Source organism: Streptomyces natalensis ATCC 27448, from assembly GCF_000935125.1.
In the GTDB taxonomy this organism is placed as follows: Bacteria; Actinomycetota; Actinomycetes; order Streptomycetales; family Streptomycetaceae; genus Streptomyces; species Streptomyces natalensis.
On record NZ_JRKI01000018.1, the window covers coordinates 120939 to 137769 of the forward strand.

General features: G+C 71.5%; 14 protein-coding genes. All 14 read left to right on the plus strand.

Annotated elements, in window-relative coordinates; all coding sequences use genetic code 11:
- The first annotated feature begins 79 nt into the window (after positions 1 to 79).
- The 14 genes from pyrR to SNA_RS13050 all read left to right on the plus strand — a co-directional run bounded on the left by pyrR (position 80) and on the right by SNA_RS13050 (position 16803).
- Positions 80 to 670 carry a bifunctional pyr operon transcriptional regulator/uracil phosphoribosyltransferase PyrR gene (pyrR, locus tag SNA_RS12985; protein ID WP_030067177.1) on the plus strand — a complete coding sequence of 197 codons (591 nt, stop codon included), beginning with the start codon at positions 80 to 82 and terminating at the stop codon, positions 668 to 670.
- Between the two features lie 93 nt (positions 671 to 763).
- Positions 764 to 1750 carry an aspartate carbamoyltransferase catalytic subunit gene (locus tag SNA_RS12990; protein WP_044365038.1) on the plus strand — a complete coding sequence of 329 codons (987 nt, stop codon included), beginning with the start codon at positions 764 to 766 and terminating at the stop codon, positions 1748 to 1750.
- Positions 1751 to 1754: 4 nt separating this feature from the next.
- Entirely contained in the window at positions 1755 to 3041 is a 1287-nt protein-coding gene (locus SNA_RS12995; protein WP_044365041.1) for a dihydroorotase, read from the plus strand.
- Complete coding sequence (locus SNA_RS13000; RefSeq protein ID WP_030067180.1) at positions 3038 to 3625, plus strand: PH-like domain-containing protein; 588 nt, start codon at positions 3038 to 3040, stop codon at positions 3623 to 3625. Before SNA_RS12995 ends, SNA_RS13000 begins: the two co-directional genes overlap by 4 nt.
- Positions 3622 to 4764, plus strand: coding sequence for a glutamine-hydrolyzing carbamoyl-phosphate synthase small subunit (carA, locus tag SNA_RS13005; protein WP_030067181.1), 1143 nt, complete (start codon positions 3622 to 3624; stop codon positions 4762 to 4764). The genes SNA_RS13000 and carA overlap by 4 nt, the downstream gene beginning before the upstream one ends.
- Entirely contained in the window at positions 4757 to 8065 is a 3309-nt protein-coding gene (gene carB, locus SNA_RS13010; protein WP_030067182.1) for a carbamoyl-phosphate synthase large subunit, read from the plus strand. The genes carA and carB overlap by 8 nt, the downstream gene beginning before the upstream one ends.
- Before the next feature lie 65 nt (positions 8066 to 8130).
- The gene (locus tag SNA_RS13015; RefSeq protein ID WP_044365045.1) at positions 8131 to 9240 is read left to right on the plus strand and encodes a quinone-dependent dihydroorotate dehydrogenase; all 1110 of its coding nucleotides are present in this window, start codon (positions 8131 to 8133) and stop codon (positions 9238 to 9240) included.
- Positions 9237 to 10145, plus strand: a complete 909-nt coding sequence (gene pyrF, locus SNA_RS13020) for an orotidine-5'-phosphate decarboxylase (protein WP_078969875.1) — start codon at positions 9237 to 9239, stop codon at positions 10143 to 10145. The genes SNA_RS13015 and pyrF overlap by 4 nt, the downstream gene beginning before the upstream one ends.
- A 215-nt stretch (positions 10146 to 10360) precedes the next feature.
- Positions 10361 to 10684 (plus strand): integration host factor, encoded by a 324-nt coding sequence (locus SNA_RS13025; RefSeq protein WP_030067185.1) that lies wholly within the window; start codon positions 10361 to 10363, stop codon positions 10682 to 10684.
- Between the two features lie 38 nt (positions 10685 to 10722).
- Complete coding sequence (gene gmk / locus SNA_RS13030) at positions 10723 to 11343, plus strand: guanylate kinase (RefSeq protein ID WP_078969876.1); 621 nt, start codon at positions 10723 to 10725, stop codon at positions 11341 to 11343.
- A gap of 110 nt (positions 11344 to 11453) precedes the next feature.
- Positions 11454 to 11726 carry a DNA-directed RNA polymerase subunit omega gene (gene rpoZ / locus SNA_RS13035; protein WP_003982715.1) on the plus strand — a complete coding sequence of 91 codons (273 nt, stop codon included), beginning with the start codon at positions 11454 to 11456 and terminating at the stop codon, positions 11724 to 11726.
- A gap of 67 nt (positions 11727 to 11793) precedes the next feature.
- Positions 11794 to 13062, plus strand: coding sequence for a bifunctional phosphopantothenoylcysteine decarboxylase/phosphopantothenate--cysteine ligase CoaBC (gene coaBC / locus SNA_RS13040; RefSeq protein ID WP_044365056.1), 1269 nt, complete (start codon positions 11794 to 11796; stop codon positions 13060 to 13062).
- A gap of 262 nt (positions 13063 to 13324) precedes the next feature.
- Positions 13325 to 14533 (plus strand): methionine adenosyltransferase, encoded by a 1209-nt coding sequence (metK, locus tag SNA_RS13045; protein WP_030067187.1) that lies wholly within the window; start codon positions 13325 to 13327, stop codon positions 14531 to 14533.
- Positions 14534 to 14667: 134 nt separating this feature from the next.
- Positions 14668 to 16803: a primosomal protein N' gene (locus SNA_RS13050; protein ID WP_044365059.1), complete on the plus strand. Its 2136-nt coding sequence runs from the start codon at positions 14668 to 14670 to the stop codon at positions 16801 to 16803.
- The last annotated feature ends 28 nt before the right edge of the window (positions 16804 to 16831 follow it).

Below are 16831 nucleotides of genomic sequence, written 5' to 3' on the forward strand. Positions count from 1 at the left end.
CCCCCTGGTAACCTGAGCCACGTAATTCCGACGTCCTTTAAAGTCCGTCCCGTGAGGCGGAGAAGGGGGTCCGTTTCGTATGGACGCACACAGTTCCGCCGACGGCGCCGCCGTCGTGGCCCGGCCCGTTCTGGAGGGCCCGGACATCGCCCGGGTGCTGACCCGTATCGCCCACGAGATCGTCGAGCGCGCCAAGGGCGCCGACGACGTGGTGCTCCTCGGCATCCCGACCCGCGGTGTCTTCCTCGCCCGGCGGCTCGCCGCCAAGCTCCAGGACATCACCGGCCGCCAGGTCCCGGTCGGCTCGCTCGACATCACCATGTACCGCGACGACCTGCGGATGCACCCGCCGCGTGCGCTGGCCCGCACCGAGATTCCCGGGGACGGTCTCGACGGCCGCCTGGTGGTCCTCGTCGACGACGTCCTCTTCTCCGGACGCACCATCCGCGCCGCGCTCGATGCGCTGAACGACATCGGCCGCCCCCGCGCCGTCCAGCTCGCCGTGCTGGTCGACCGCGGCCACCGCGAACTGCCCATCCGCGCCGACTATGTCGGCAAGAACCTCCCCACATCGCTGCGGGAGGCGGTAAAGGTCCAGCTCACCGAGGAGGACGGCCGCGACGCCGTGCTGCTCGGGCTCAGCCGGACCGCCCCGGCCGACGAGCGCTAGGCACCGCAGACGGACCCGGCGACCCCGGGCCCGCACGCCTGCCCGCGCCACGGACATTCCCGTACCACCTCCTTCACTCACGGAGAAAACCGGATGAAGCGCCACCTCATCTCGGCCGCCGACCTCACGCGCGACGACGCCGTGCTGATCCTCGACACCGCCGAGGAAATGGCCCGGGTCGCCGACCGGCCGATCAAAAAGCTCCCCACGCTGCGCGGACGCACCGTCTGCAACCTCTTCTTCGAGGACTCGACCCGGACCCGGATCTCCTTCGAGGCCGCCGAGAAGCGGCTCTCGGCGGACGTGATCAACTTCGCCGCCAAGGGCTCCAGCGTCTCCAAGGGAGAGTCCCTCAAGGACACCGCGCAGACCCTGGAGGCGATGGGCGTCGACGCCGTCGTCATCCGGCACAGCGCCTCCGGCGCGCCCTACCGGCTCGCCACCTCCGGCTGGATCGACGCCCCCGTCATCAACGCCGGCGACGGCACCCACCAGCACCCCACCCAGGCCCTGCTCGACGCCTTCACCATGCGCCGACGGCTGATCGGGCCGGACGCGGGGCTGGGCCAGGACCTCGGCGGCCGGCGCATCACGATCGTCGGCGACGTCCTGCACAGCCGGGTCGCCCGCTCCAACGTCGACCTGCTGCACACCCTCGGCGCCGAGGTCACCCTCGTCGCCCCGCCCACCCTGGTGCCGGTCGGCGTCGAGACCTGGCCGTGCGAGGTCTCCTACGACCTCGACAGCGTGCTGCCCAAGTCCGACGCCGTGATGATGCTGAGGGTGCAGCGCGAGCGGATGAACGCCGCCTTCTTCCCGACCGAGCGCGAGTACTCCCGCCGCTACGGCCTGGACGGCGACCGGATGGCGCGGATGCCCGAGCATGCACTCGTGATGCACCCCGGCCCGATGGTCCGCGGTATGGAGATCACCGCCGAGGTCGCCGACTCCGGCCGCTGCACGGCCGTCGAGCAGGTGGCCAACGGCGTGTCCATCCGGATGGCCGTCCTGTACCTGCTCCTTGGCGGCAACGAGCCCGCCGTTTCCAGCCCCCGTACCGACCGTACCGAGGAGAAGTAAGACCATGAGCAAGATCCTGATCCGCGGTGCGAAGGTGCTGGGCGGCGAGCCGCAGGACGTCCTCATCGACGGCGAGACCATCGCGGCGCTGGGCAGCGGCCTGTCGCCCGAGGGCGCCACGGTCATCGAGGCCGACGGCAAGATCCTCCTGCCGGGCCTGGTCGATCTGCACACCCATCTGCGCGAGCCGGGCCGCGAGGACTCCGAGACCGTCCTGACCGGCACCCGCGCCGCGGCCGGCGGCGGCTACACCGCCGTCTTCGCCATGGCCAACACCTTCCCCGTCGCCGACACCGCCGGCGTCGTCGAGCAGGTCTACCGGCTCGGCCAGGAGCACGGCTACTGCGATGTGCAGCCCATCGGCGCGGTGACCGTCGGCCTGGAGGGCAAGAAGCTCGCCGAGCTGGGCGCCATGCACGAGTCCGCCGCCGGCGTCACCGTCTTCTCCGACGACGGCAAGTGCGTCGACGACGCCGTGATCATGCGCCGCGCCCTGGAGTACGTGAAGGCCTTCGGCGGCGTCGTCGCCCAGCACGCGCAGGAGCCCCGGCTGACCGAGGGCGCCCAGATGAACGAGGGCGTGGTCTCCGCCGAGCTGGGCCTGGGCGGCTGGCCCGCGGTGGCCGAGGAATCGATCATCGCCCGGGACGTCCTGCTCGCCGAGCACGTCGGCTCCCGCGTCCACATCTGCCATCTGTCGACCGCCGGATCCGTCGAGATCGTCCGCTGGGCCAAGTCCCGCGGCATCGACGTCACCGCCGAGGTCACCCCGCACCACCTCCTCCTGACCGACGAGCTGGTGCGCACCTACAACCCGGTCTACAAGGTCAACCCGCCGCTGCGCACCGAGCGCGACGTCATGGCGCTGCGCGAGGCGCTCGCCGACGGCACGATCGACATCGTCGCCACCGACCACGCCCCGCACCCGCACGAGGACAAGGACTGCGAGTGGGCCGCGGCCGCCATGGGCATGGTGGGCCTGGAGACCGCGCTGTCCGTCGTCCAGCGGACGATGGTCGACACCGGCCTGCTGACCTGGGCGGACGTCGCGGACCGGATGTCCTTCGCCCCCGCCCGGATCGGGCAGGCCACCGGCCACGGCCGCCCCATCTCGGCTGGTGAGCCCGCCAACCTCACCCTGGTCGATTCCGCTTACCGTGGAGAGGTGGACCCCGCGGGCTTCGCCTCGCGCAGCCGCAACACCCCCTATGAGGGCCGTGAGCTGCCGGGACGTATCACCCACACCTTCCTGCGGGGCCGGGCAACGGTCGTCGACGGGAAGCTGGCGTGACTCCTTCACTGATCCATCTGGCCGAGGCGCAGCACTCCGCGCCGGTCACCGACTGGTCCGGCCGGATCGCCTGGGTCGCCGGTCTGCTGGTCTTCGTGATCTTCCTGTACTGGCTGATGCGCGAGGGCTGGAAATGGCGCGGAAAGCTCCAGGGCGATCTGCCCGAACTGCCCGGCGCCCCCGACGCCCCGGGTGAACCGCGGCTGACCATGGCCGGCCGCTACCACGGCTCCACCACCGCCGGGCAGTGGCTCGACCGGATCGTCGCCCACGGCCTGGGCACCCGCAGCCGCGCCGAGCTGACGCTGACGGACCAGGGCCTGGCCGTCGTCCGGCCGGGCGCGCAGGACTTCTTCGTCCCGGCCGCCGCCCTGCGCGGCGCCCGCCTCGACAAGGGCATCGCGGGCAAGGTCCTCACCGAGGGCGGTCTGCTGATCGTCACCTGGGAGCACGGGGACAAGGAGATCGACTCCGGGTTCCGCTCCGACCGGGCCGAGGAGCACCCGGCCTGGGTCGCGGCCCTCACCGCACTGAGCACCACCCGCACCACCACCGAGCACACCGAAACGGAAGGCGCACGATGACGACCTCCACCAGGGGGACCGCCAAGATCCCCGCCGTACTCGTCCTGGAGGACGGCCGCACCTTCCGCGGCCGTGCCTACGGGGCCGTGGGGGAGACCTTCGGCGAAGCGGTGTTCTCCACCGGCATGACCGGCTATCAGGAGACGCTGACCGACCCCTCGTACCACCGCCAGGTCGTCGTCATGACCGCCCCGCACATCGGCAACACCGGGGTGAACGACGAGGACCCCGAGTCCGCGCGCATCTGGGTCGCCGGCTATGTCGTCCGCGACCCCGCCCGGATCCCGTCCAACTGGCGCTCGGTGCGCTCCCTGGACGACGAGCTGGTCCACCAGGGCATCGTGGGCATCAGCGGCGTCGACACCCGTGCGCTCACCCGCCATCTGCGCGAGCGCGGCGCCATGCGGGTCGGCATCTTCTCCGGCGAGGCGCTGCCCGACGAGGGCGTCATGCTGGCCAAGGTGCGCCAGGCCCCCGAGATGAAGGGCGCGGACCTCTCCGCCCAGGTCGCCACCGAGGAGACCTACGTCGTCCCGGCCATAGGCACCAAGAAGTTCACCGTCGCCGCGGTGGACCTCGGCATCAAGGGCATGACCCCGCACCGCATGGCCGAACGCGGCATCGAGGTGCACGTCCTGCCCGCCACCGCCACCGCCGAGGACATCTACGCGGTGAACCCGGACGGCGTCTTCTTCTCCAACGGACCGGGCGACCCGGCCACCGCCGACCACCCCGTCTCCGTGATGCAGGCCGTCCTGGCCCGAAAGACCCCGCTGTTCGGCATCTGCTTCGGCAACCAGATCCTGGGCCGTGCGCTGGGCTTCGGCACCTACAAGCTCAAGTACGGCCACCGCGGTATCAACCAGCCGGTGCAGGACCGTACGACCGGCAAGGTCGAGATCACCGCGCACAACCACGGTTTCGCCGTCGACGCCCCGCTCGACACGGTCTCCGACACTCCCTACGGCCGAGCCGAGGTCTCCCACGTGTGTCTCAATGACAACGTGGTGGAGGGTCTCCAGCTGCTCGACCAGCCGGCCTTCAGCGTCCAGTACCACCCCGAAGCCGCCGCGGGTCCGCACGACGCCGCGTACCTCTTCGACCGCTTCGTATCCCTGATGGAGGGCCAGCGTGCCTAAGCGCACCGATATCCAGTCCGTCCTGGTCATCGGCTCCGGCCCGATCGTCATCGGGCAGGCCGCCGAGTTCGACTACTCCGGCACCCAGGCCTGCCGGGTCCTCAAGTCCGAGGGTCTGCGCGTCATCCTGGTCAACTCCAACCCGGCGACGATCATGACCGACCCGGAGATCGCCGACGCGACCTACGTCGAGCCGATCACCCCCGAGTTCGTCGAGAAGATCATCGCCAAGGAGCGCCCCGACGCGCTGCTGCCGACCCTCGGCGGCCAGACCGCCCTGAACACCGCCATCTCCCTGCACGAGGCCGGCACCCTGGAGAAGTACGGGGTCGAGCTCATCGGCGCCAACGTCGAGGCGATCAACAAGGGCGAGGACCGCGACCTCTTCAAGGATGTCGTCGAGGAGGTCAACCGCAAGATCGGCCACGGCGAGTCCGCCCGCTCGGTCATCTGCCACTCCATGGACGACGTCCTGGCGGGCGTCGACGAGCTCGGCGGCTACCCCGTCGTCGTCCGCCCCTCCTTCACCATGGGCGGCGCCGGCTCCGGCTTCGCCCACGACGAGGAGGAGCTGCGCCGCATCGCCGGCCAGGGCCTGACGCTCTCCCCGACCACCGAGGTGCTCCTGGAGGAGTCCATCCTCGGCTGGAAGGAGTACGAGCTGGAGCTGATGCGCGACAAGAACGACAACGTCGTGGTCGTCTGCTCCATCGAGAACTTCGACCCGATGGGCGTGCACACCGGCGACTCGATCACCGTCGCCCCGGCGATGACGCTCACCGACCGCGAGTACCAGATCCTGCGCGACATCGGCATCGCCGTGATCCGCGAGGTCGGCGTGGACACCGGCGGCTGCAACATCCAGTTCGCGGTCAACCCCGTCGACGGCCGGGTCATCGTCATCGAGATGAACCCGCGCGTCTCGCGCTCCTCGGCGCTGGCCTCCAAGGCCACCGGATTCCCGATCGCGAAGATCGCCGCCCGGCTCGCCGTCGGCTACACGCTGGACGAGATCCCCAACGACATCACCGAGCAGACCCCGGCCTCCTTCGAGCCGACCCTCGACTACGTCGTCGTCAAGGTCCCGCGCTTCGCCTTCGAGAAGTTCCCGGCCGCCGACGCCACGCTGACCACGACCATGAAGTCGGTCGGCGAGGCCATGGCGATCGGCCGCAACTTCCCCGAGGCGCTCAACAAGGCGCTGCGCTCCCTGGAGAAGAAGGGCAGCCAGTTCGACTTCGTCGCCGAGGTGGGCGAGAAGGCCGCGCTGCTGGAGAAGGCCCAGGTCCCCACCGACGGCCGGATCAACACCGTGATGGAGGCGATCCGCGCGGGCGCCACCCCGCAGGAGGTCTTCGACGCCACGAAGATCGACCCGTGGTTCGTCGACCAGCTCTTCCTCGTCAAGGAGATCGCGGACGAGATCGCCGCCGCCGACAAGCTCGGCCCGGAGATCCTTGCGGAAGCAAAGCGCTACGGCTTCTCCGACGCCCAGATCGCGGCCCTGCGCGGGCTGCGCGAGGACGTCGTCCGCGAGGTGCGCCATGCGCTCGGCGTCCGCCCGGTCTACAAGACGGTCGACACCTGCGCCGCCGAGTTCGCCGCGAAGACCCCGTACTTCTACTCGTCCTACGACGAGGAGACCGAGGTCGCCCCGCGCGAGAAGCCGGCCGTGATCATCCTGGGCTCCGGCCCCAACCGCATCGGCCAGGGCATCGAGTTCGACTACTCCTGCGTCCACGCCTCCTTCGCGCTCAGCGACGCCGGCTACGAGACCGTGATGGTCAACTGCAACCCGGAGACCGTCTCCACCGACTACGACACCTCCGACCGGCTCTACTTCGAGCCGCTCACCCTGGAGGACGTCCTGGAGATCGTGCACGCCGAAACCCAGGCGGGCCCGGTCGCCGGTGTGATCGTCCAGCTCGGCGGGCAGACCCCGCTGGGCCTGGCGCAGGCGCTCAAGGACAACGGCGTACCGATCGTCGGCACCTCGCCCGAGGCCATCGACCTCGCCGAGGAGCGCGGCGCCTTCGGCCGGGTGCTGACCGAGGCGGGCCTGCCGGCCCCCAAGTACGGCACCGCCTTCTCCTTCGACGAGGCCAAGAAGATCGCCGCCGAGATCGGCTTCCCGGTCATGGTCCGCCCGTCCTACGTGCTCGGCGGCCGCGGCATGGAGATCGTCTACGACGAGCCGTCGCTCGGCGAGTACCTCACCCGCCACGCCGGCCTGATCGACCAGCACCCGGTCCTCATCGACCGCTTCCTCGACGACGCCATCGAGATCGACGTCGACGCGCTCTACGACGGCCACGAGCTCTACCTCGGCGGCGTCATGGAGCACATCGAGGAGGCCGGTATCCACTCCGGCGACTCCGCCTGTGCGCTGCCCCCGATCACCCTGGGCGGCTTCGACATCAAGCGGCTGCGCGCCTCGACGGAGGCCATCGCCAAGGGCGTCGGCGTCCGCGGCCTGATCAACATCCAGTTCGCGATGGCCGGGGACATCCTCTACGTCCTGGAGGCCAACCCGCGCGCCTCCCGCACGGTGCCCTTCACCTCGAAGGCCACCGCGGTGCCGCTGGCCAAGGCCGCCGCCCGGATCTCGCTGGGCGCCACCATCGCCGAGCTGCGCGCCGAGGGCATGCTGCCGAAGACCGGCGACGGCGGCACGCTGCCGCTGGACGCGCCGATCTCCGTCAAGGAAGCCGTCATGCCCTGGTCGCGCTTCCGCGACGCCTCGGGCCGCGGCGTGGACACCGTCCTGGGCCCGGAGATGCGCTCCACCGGCGAGGTCATGGGCATCGACTCGGTCTTCGGCACGGCCTACGCCAAGTCGCAGTCCGGCGCCTACGGGGCGCTGCCCACCAAGGGCCGCGCGTTCGTCTCCGTCGCCAACCGCGACAAGCGCTCGATGATCTTCCCGGCCCGCGAGCTGGTCGCCCACGGCTTCGAGCTGCTGGCCACCTCCGGCACCGCCGAGGTGCTGCGCCGCAACGGCATCAACGCCACCGTGGTGCGCAAGCAGTCCGAGGGCGAGGGCCCGAACGGCGAGAAGACCATCGTCCAGCTGATCCACGACGGCCAGGTCGACCTGATCGTCAACACCCCCTACGGGACCGGCGGCCGGCTGGACGGCTACGACATCCGTACCGCGGCGGTGGCCCGCTCCGTGCCCTGCCTGACCACGGTCCAGGCCCTCGCGGCCGCCGTCCAGGGCATCGAGGCGATGAACCGCGGCGATGTGGGCGTCAGGTCACTCCAGGAACACGCGGAACACCTGACCGCGGCCCGCGACTAGCAGCCCACGAGGGGGACACCGGAAACGGTGTCCCCCTCCTCATGAGGACCCCCCCGAGGACCCGTATGTACCAGCTCTTCTTCCGGCTCTTCTTCCGGCGCATGGACCCCGAACAGGCCCACCACCTGGCCTTCGGCTGGATCCGGCTGGCCGCCCGTATCCCCGTGCTGCGCACCTTCCTCGCCGCCGCCCTCGCGCCCCGCTACAAGGAGCTGCGCACCGAGGCGCTCGGCCGCCGGATGCACGGCCCCTTCGGCCTGGCCGCCGGCTTCGACAAGAACGCGGTGGCCGTCGACGGGATGACCATGCTCGGCTTCGACCACGTCGAGATCGGCACCGTCACCGCCCAGCCCCAGCCCGGCAACCCGAAGAAGCGCCTGTTCCGCCTCGTGCCGGACCGCGCGCTGATCAACCGCATGGGCTTCAACAACGACGGCTCGGCGTCCGTGGCGGCCCGCCTGGCCGCCCGTAACCCGGTCTTCCCGACGACGCTCGGCGTCAACATCGGCAAGACCAAGGTCGTCCCGGAGGAGGAGGCGATCGGCGACTACGTCACCTCCACCGAGCGCCTCGCCGTCCACGCCGACTACCTGGTCGTCAACGTCTCGTCCCCGAACACGCCCGGGCTGCGCAACCTCCAGGCCGTCGAGCACCTCCGCCCGCTGCTGACCGCCGTGCGCGAGGCCGCCGACCGTACGGTCACCGAGCGCCGCGTCCCGCTGCTGGTCAAGATCGCCCCGGACCTCGCCGACGCCGACATCGACGCGGTCGCCGACCTCGCCGTCGAGCTGGGCCTGGACGGCATCATCGCCACCAACACCACCATCGCCCGCGAGGGCCTGGGCCTGACCTCCGACCCGAAGCTCATCGCCGAGACCGGCGGCCTCTCCGGCGCCCCCGTCAAGGAGCGCTCCCTGGAGGTCCTGCGCCGCCTCTACGCCCGCGTCGGCGACCGGATCACCCTCATCGGGGTCGGCGGCATCACCACCGCCGAGGACGCCTGGCAGCGCATCCTCGCCGGTGCCACCCTCGTCCAGGGCTACAGCGCCTTCATCTACGAGGGCCCGTTCTGGTGCCGCGCGATCCACAAGGGCCTGGCCGCGCGCCTGCGCACCAGCCCGTACGCCACCCTCGCCGACGCGGTCGGCGCCGAAGCCAGGAAGGTGACCGCATGACCGCCCGCCCGTCGCCCGACCACCACCCCTCAACGCGGCCCTCCGGGCCGCAGCGCTCGTCCCCGGAGCCCTTCGGCGCCCGCCTGCGCCGCGCCATGGACGAGCGCGGCCCGCTGTGCGTCGGCATCGACCCGCACGCCTCCCTGCTGGCCGACTGGGGCCTGAACGACGATGTAGCCGGCCTGGCCCGCTTCACCCGCACCGTCGTGGAGGCGCTCGGCGAGCAGGTCGCGGTCTTCAAACCGCAGTCCGCGTTCTTCGAGCGCTTCGGCTCGCGCGGTATCGCCGTCCTGGAGACCGCGGTGGCCGAGGCCCGCGAGCGCGGCGCCCTGGTCCTGATGGACGCCAAGCGCGGCGACATCGGCTCCACCATGGGCGCCTACGCCGACACCTACCTCGACCCGCGCAGCCCGCTGTTCTCCGACGCCGTCACGCTCAGCCCCTACCTGGGCTACGGATCGCTGCGTCCGGCGCTGGACGCGGCCGTGCTCAACGGCTGCGGCGTCTTCGTCCTCGCCCTGACCTCCAATCCGGAGGGCCAGGAGGTTCAGCGTGCCGTACGCGCCGACGGCACCGCCGTCGCGGCGACCATGCTCGCCCACCTCAAGACCGAGAACGCCGGCGCCGAGCCGCTGGGGTCCCTCGGCGCGGTCGTCGGCGCCACGCTCGGCGACCTGTCCTCGTTCGATCTGGCGATCAACGGGCCGCTGCTGGCCCCCGGCATCGGTGCCCAGGGCGCGACCCCGGCCGACCTTCCGACGGTCTTCGGGGACGCGGTGGGCAATGTCCTGCCGAGCGTCAGCCGCGGGGTGCTCCGGCACGGCCCGGACGCCGCCGGTCTGCGCGCCGCGGCGGCACGTTTCGCCGACGAGGTGCGCACCGCGGTCGGCGGCGCGGTCCGGTAAGGGCGCTCCGGCAGGTGTTTTGGTCCCGAATTGTCCTGGTCAGCAGAGTCTGACCAGGACTTTTCGTCTGTTCTCGCTGACTACGGCGCACTTGCCCGCTAGTCTCCGTCGAGAGCACTGCACGTAAGCGCGTTGCTCGTTGCTCCGCAGGTGCGGGGCGACTAGGTTCCACACCGGTCCGTATCCGACAGTTCGACATCCGAGGTGACGTAGGCGTGGCTCTTCCGCCCCTTACCCCTGAACAGCGCGCAGCCGCGCTCGAGAAGGCCGCCGCGGCTCGCCGGGAGCGCGCCGAGGTCAAGAATCGGCTCAAGCACTCCGGTGCCTCGCTCCACGAGGTCATCGAGCAGGGCCAGAAGAACGACGTCATCGGCAAGATGAAGGTCTCCGCGCTCCTGGAGTCCCTGCCCGGCGTCGGCAAGGTTCGTGCCAAGCAGATCATGGAGCGGCTCGGCATTTCCGAGAGCCGCCGCGTGCGGGGGCTCGGCACCAACCAGATCGCGTCGTTGGAGCGCGAGTTCGGCAGCAGCGCCTCCTGAATTTTCCGGCATCGCCGGGAAGCTGGAATAATCGCTGCATGAGTTCTGCAGTCTCCCGGGGGGAGACCCCCGTACCCCCGGTCAGACAACCGCGACTGACCGTGCTCTCCGGCCCCTCGGGGGTCGGTAAGAGCACGGTCGTCGCGCATCTGCGCAAGGTCCATCCCGAGGTCTGGCTCTCGGTGTCGGCCACCACCCGCAAGCCGCGCCCCGGGGAGCGGCACGGTGTCCAGTACTTCTTCGTCGAGGACGAGGAATTCGACAAGCTGATCGCCAACGGCGAACTGCTGGAGTGGGCCGAATTCGCCGGTCACCGCTACGGCACACCGCGCAAGGCGGTCATGGACCGCCTCGAGGCCGGGGAACCGGTCCTGCTGGAGATCGATCTCCAGGGCGCCCGCCAGGTCCGCGAGTCCATGGACGACGCCAGCCTGGTCTTCCTGGCCCCGCCGAGCTGGGACGAGCTGGTCCGCCGGCTCACCGGCCGGGGCACCGAGGCCCCCGAGGTCATCGAGCGCCGGCTGGCGGCCGCCAAGGTGGAACTGGCCGCCGAGACGGAATTCGACCTCACCCTCGTCAACACCTCCGTCGAGGCCGTCAGCCGTGAGCTGCTAGCCTTGATGCTGCATCGGTCCGGGGACCAGGACATCAGCAGCTAACGCAGCGATATCCCACGGCTCCCGGATCGTGGACGATTGACGCGCATCAGCGTTTCATCGTGGGATCGCAAGGATTCGCATCATCGTTGGATCGCAACGGAAGGCAGAGAGTGTCCTCTTCCATCACCGCGCCCGAGGGCATCATCAACCCGCCCATTGATGAGCTTCTCGAGGCCACCGACTCGAAGTACAGCCTCGTGATCTACGCCGCCAAGCGTGCGCGCCAGATCAACGCGTACTACTCGCAGCTCGGCGAGGGCCTGCTCGAGTACGTCGGTCCGCTCGTCGACACGCATGTCCACGAGAAGCCCCTGTCGATCGCGCTGCGCGAGATCAACGCGGGCCTGCTGACCTCCGAGGCCGTCGAGGGCCCGGCTCAGTAAGCGGCATCAGCATCTTCACCAAGGGCCCGGCGGGACGACCGCCGGGCCCTTGGTGTGTCATAGGGGCATGAAGACGCAGGAGCAGGCGCAGCAGCACCGGCAGCAGGGCCGGGAGCGGGAGCGGCCCAGGGTCGTCCTGGGGGTCAGTGGCGGGATCGCCGCGTACAAGGCGTGCGAGCTGCTGCGGCGGCTCACCGAGTCCGGGCACGACGTACGGGTCGTACCGACCGCCGCCTCGCTGCACTTCATCGGCGAGGCCACCTGGTCCGCGCTCTCCGGCAACCCGGCCTCCACCGAGGTGTGGGAATCCGTCCACGAGGTCCCGCACGTCCGCATCGGCCAGGCCGCCGACCTCGTCGTGGTCGCCCCGGCCACCGCCGACCTGCTGGCCAAGGCCGCCCACGGCCTGGCCGACGACCTGCTGACCAATACGCTGCTCACCGCCCGCTGTCCGGTGATCTTCGCCCCCGCGATGCACACCGAGATGTGGGAGCACCCCGCGACCCAGGAGAACGTCGCCACGCTGCGCCGCCGCGGCGCCGTCGTCATCGAGCCCGCCGTCGGCCGGCTGACCGGCGTCGACACCGGCAAGGGCCGCTTCCCCGACCCCGTGGAGATCTTCGACCTCTGCCGCCGGGTGCTGGCCCGCGGCCGGGCGGCCCTCACCCAGGATCTGGCCGGCCGCCGCGTCGTCGTCACCGCCGGCGGCACCCGCGAGCCCCTGGACCCGGTCCGCTACCTGGGCAACCGCTCTTCCGGCAAGCAGGGCTACGCCCTCGCCGCCATCGCCGCCGCCCGCGGCGCCCGCGTCACGCTGATCGCGGGCAACACCGAGCTGCCCGACCCGGCCGGCGTGGACGTCGTCCCCGTCGGCACCGCCCGCCAGCTGCGCGAGGCCGTCCTGAAAGCCGCCGTGGACGCCGATGCGGTCGTCATGGCCGCCGCCGTGGCCGATTTCCGGCCCGCCGTCTACATGACCGGCAAGATCAAGAAGATCGACGGCGAGGAGCCGGAACCAGTCACCCTGGTCCGTAATCCGGACATCCTCGCCGAGCTCTCCGCCGAACGGCGCAGTCCCGGCCAGGTGATCGTGGGCTTCGCCGCCGAAACCGACGACGTCCTCGCCAACGGCCGCGCCAAACTTGCCCGCAAGGGCTGTGACCTGCTGGTTGTCAACGAGGTCGGCGAGCACAAGGCGTTCGGCGCGGACCGTAACGAAGCGGTGATCCTCGCCACGGACGGCACCGAGACCGCGGTGCCGTTCGGCCCCAAGGAAGCCCTGGCCGAAACCCTCTGGGACCTTGTTGCGCCACGGCTGACCGACCGCCCGGCCTGACGCCCCCGCGGCCCGCCACCTGGCCCCATCGGTCTCACCTTTCACGGCGTGCCCTCTTGACCCGAGAGCCTCCGGAAGGTGATCGTCCTATGGTGGGCGTGGTGTCGGCCGTGGTGTCCCAGGTCACGGGGGGTCCATAAATCGAGACTGCGTGCCCGAACGTCGCATACGACCGATAAACTGGCCGTGGACCGGGCCGAGCGCAGCTCTCGGCCCTTCCGCCAATGATCAGCCAGCAGCCGCTGCAACCCCAGGGAGCGATGTGTCCCGCCGCCTGTTCACCTCGGAGTCCGTCACCGAGGGCCACCCCGACAAGATCGCTGACCAGATCAGCGACACCATCCTCGACGCGCTCCTCAAGGAGGACCCGACTTCCCGGGTCGCCGTCGAGACGCTGATCACCACCGGCCTGGTCCACGTGGCCGGCGAGGTGACGACCAAGGCGTACGCCGACATCCCCAACCTCGTCCGCAACAAGATCCTGGACATCGGCTACGACTCGTCCAAGAAGGGCTTCGACGGCGCGTCCTGCGGCGTCTCGGTCTCCATCGGCGCGCAGTCCCCGGACATCGCCCAGGGCGTCGACACCGCCCACGAGTTCCGCGTCGAGGGCGACGACGACGAGCTGGACCGCCAGGGCGCCGGTGACCAGGGCCTGATGTTCGGCTACGCCTGCGACGAGACCCCGGAGCTGATGCCGCTCCCGATCAACCTCGCGCACCGCCTGTCCAAGCGCCTGTCCGAGGTCCGCAAGAACGGGACCATCCCTTACCTGCGCCCCGACGGCAAGACCCAGGTCACCATCGAGTACGACGGCAACAAGGCCGTCCGCCTCGACACGGTCGTCGTGTCCTCGCAGCACGCCTCCGACATCGACCTGGACTCGCTGCTCGCGCCCGACATCCGCGAGTTCGTCGTCGAGCACGTCCTCAACGAGCTCGTCGAGGACGGCATCAAGCTGGACACCGACGGCTACCGTCTGCTGGTCAACCCGACCGGCCGCTTCGAGATCGGCGGCCCGATGGGTGACGCCGGTCTGACCGGCCGCAAGATCATCATCGACACCTACGGCGGTATGGCCCGCCACGGCGGCGGCGCCTTCTCGGGCAAGGACCCGTCCAAGGTCGACCGCTCCGCCGCCTACGCCATGCGCTGGGTCGCCAAGAACGTCGTCGCCGCCGGGCTCGCCCAGCGCTGCGAGGTCCAGGTGGCCTACGCCATCGGCAAGGCCGAGCCCGTCGGTCTCTTCGTCGAGACCTTCGGCACCGCCGCCGTCGACGTCGAGAAGATCGAGCAGGCCATCGCCCAGGTCTTCGACCTCCGCCCGGCCGCGATCATCCGCGACCTCGACCTGCTGCGCCCGATCTACTCCCAGACCGCCGCCTACGGCCACTTCGGCCGTGAGCTGGAGGACTTCACCTGGGAGCGCACGGACCGGGTGGACGCACTGCGCGCGGCCGCGGGGCTGTAAGCACCACCTGCCCGACGCCTTCGACGGCCCCGTACCGCACGCCGCGGTACGGGGCCGCCGGCGTTCTCCGGGGCGGTCGCGGGGACGGGTTCGGGCCGGGGGCGCTGTCGGTGCCGTCTGCTAAGACTGATGCTGTGAGCGGTGAGAACGGGCGGGATCCGGGGGAGCGGGGCGAGCAGCTGGCGCTGATCCGGGAGACCGTGCGCAAGGCGAAGGCGCCACGGGCCAGGCCGCGGACGTGGCGGGGGGCGGCGCTGGCCGGGGAGCTGCCGGTGGCGCGGGTGCTGGTGGACAAGGGGGCGGTGCATCTCGACAAGCTGTGGGACTACGCCGTGCCCGCGGCGATGGACGCCGAGGCGCAGCCCGGGGTGCGGGTGCGGGTGCGGTTCGGGGCGGGGACCGGGAAGGTGCGCGAGGGGCGGCGCGAGGGCGGGGGATTGCTCGACGGCTTCATCGTCGAGCGCATCGCCGAGTCGGACTACCGCGGGCCGCTGGCGGCGCTCAGCCAGGTCGTCTCGCCCGAGCCGGTGCTCAGTCCGTCGCTGCTGGCGCTGTGCCGGGCGGTGGCCGGCCGGTACGCCGGTTCGCTCGCCGACGTGCTCCAGCTGGCCATTCCACCGCGTAACGCCAAGGCCGAGGCGGAGCGCTTCCCGGCGCCGCCACCGCCGCCGGCCGTTCCTCCGCTCGCGAGCTGGGCGCGCTATCCGGACGGCCCGGCGTTCCTGGAAGCGCTGGCGGGCGGAGGCACGCCGCGGGCGGTGTGGACGGCGCTGCCGGGGCCGCACTGGCCGTGGGAGCTGGCCGCCGCCGTGGCCGCGACGCTGGCCTCCGGGCGCGGCGCCCTGGTCGTCCTGCCCGACGGGCGGTCCGCGGCCCGGGTGGACGCGGCGCTGACCGAGCTCGTGGGGCGGGGCGCGCATGCCCTGCTGGTGGCCGATTCCGGGCCCGAGGAGCGCTACCGCCGCTGGCTGGCGATACGCCGCGGCGCGGTGCGGGCCGTGGTGGGCACCCGCGCCGCCATGTACGCCCCGGTGGAGGATCTGGGGCTGGTCGCCATCTGGGACGACGGGAATTCCAGCCACGGCGACACCAACGCCCCCTATCCGCACGCCCGGGACGTCCTGCTGCTGCGGGCCGTACAGGAGAAGGCCGCGTGCCTGGTAGGCGATCTGGGGCGCACGGTCGAGGCCACGCAGCTGGTGGAGAACGGCTGGGCGCGGTCGCTGGAGGCCGGGCGCGACCGGGTGCGGGCCGCCGCGCCGCTGATCCGTACGGTCGACGACCGGGAGGTGGCGCGCGACGAAGCGGCACGGGCCGCCCGGCTGCCGTCGCTGGCCTGGCAGACGGCGCGCGCCGGGCTCGCCCGGGGGCCGGTGCTGGTGCAGGTGCCGCGCCGGGGGTACGTACCGAGGCTGGCGTGTGAGCGGTGCCGGGAGCCCGCGCGCTGCCGGCACTGCGCCGGGCCGCTGGAAGCACCGGGCGGCGACCGAGCGGTGGAGTGCGCCTGGTGCGGGCGCGACGCCCCGGAGTGGCACTGCGCGGCCTGCGGGGGTGCGCGGCTGCGGGCGCAGATCGTGGGGGCGCGGCGCACGGCGGAGGAGCTCGGGCGGGCGTTTCCCGCGGTGCCGGTGCGCACGTCCGGCCGCGATCACATCCTCGACACGGTCCCGGACCGGCCCGCCCTCGTGGTGTCCACACCGGGGGCGGAGCCCGTCGCCGAGGGCGGTTACGCCGCGGCGCTCCTGCTGGACGGCTGGGCGCTGCTGAACCGCCCGGACCTGCGGGCGGGGGAGGAGGCGCTGCGGCGCTGGCTGGGGGCCGCGGCGCTGGTGCGCGGCCAGGAGGACGGCGGCACGGTGGCGGTGATCGCGGAGCCGACGCTGCGGCCGGTGCAGGCGCTGGTGCGCTGGGACCCGGTCGGGCACGCCGTACGGGAGCTGGCCGAGCGGGCCGAGCTGGGCTTTCCGCCGGTGTCGCGGATGGCCGCCGTGGCCGGGCGGTCGGAGGACGTGGCCGAGCTGCTGGAGGCGGCCGAACTGCCGCCCGGGGCCGAGGTGTTGGGGCCCGTACCGCTTCCGGTGCCGGATCCGGGGCGGCCGCGCCGGCCGGGGGATCCCCCGGTGGGGGAGGCGTGGGAGCGGGCGCTGGTGCGGGTCCGTCCGGGGCAGGGCGCGGCGCTGGCGGCGGCGCTCAAGGCGGCGCGCGCGGCGCGGCTGGTCAAACGGGAGGGGGAGGTCAGAGTGCGGATCGATCCGCCCGATCTGGGGTGAGATACGCCGGATCCGGGGTGAGGTCCGT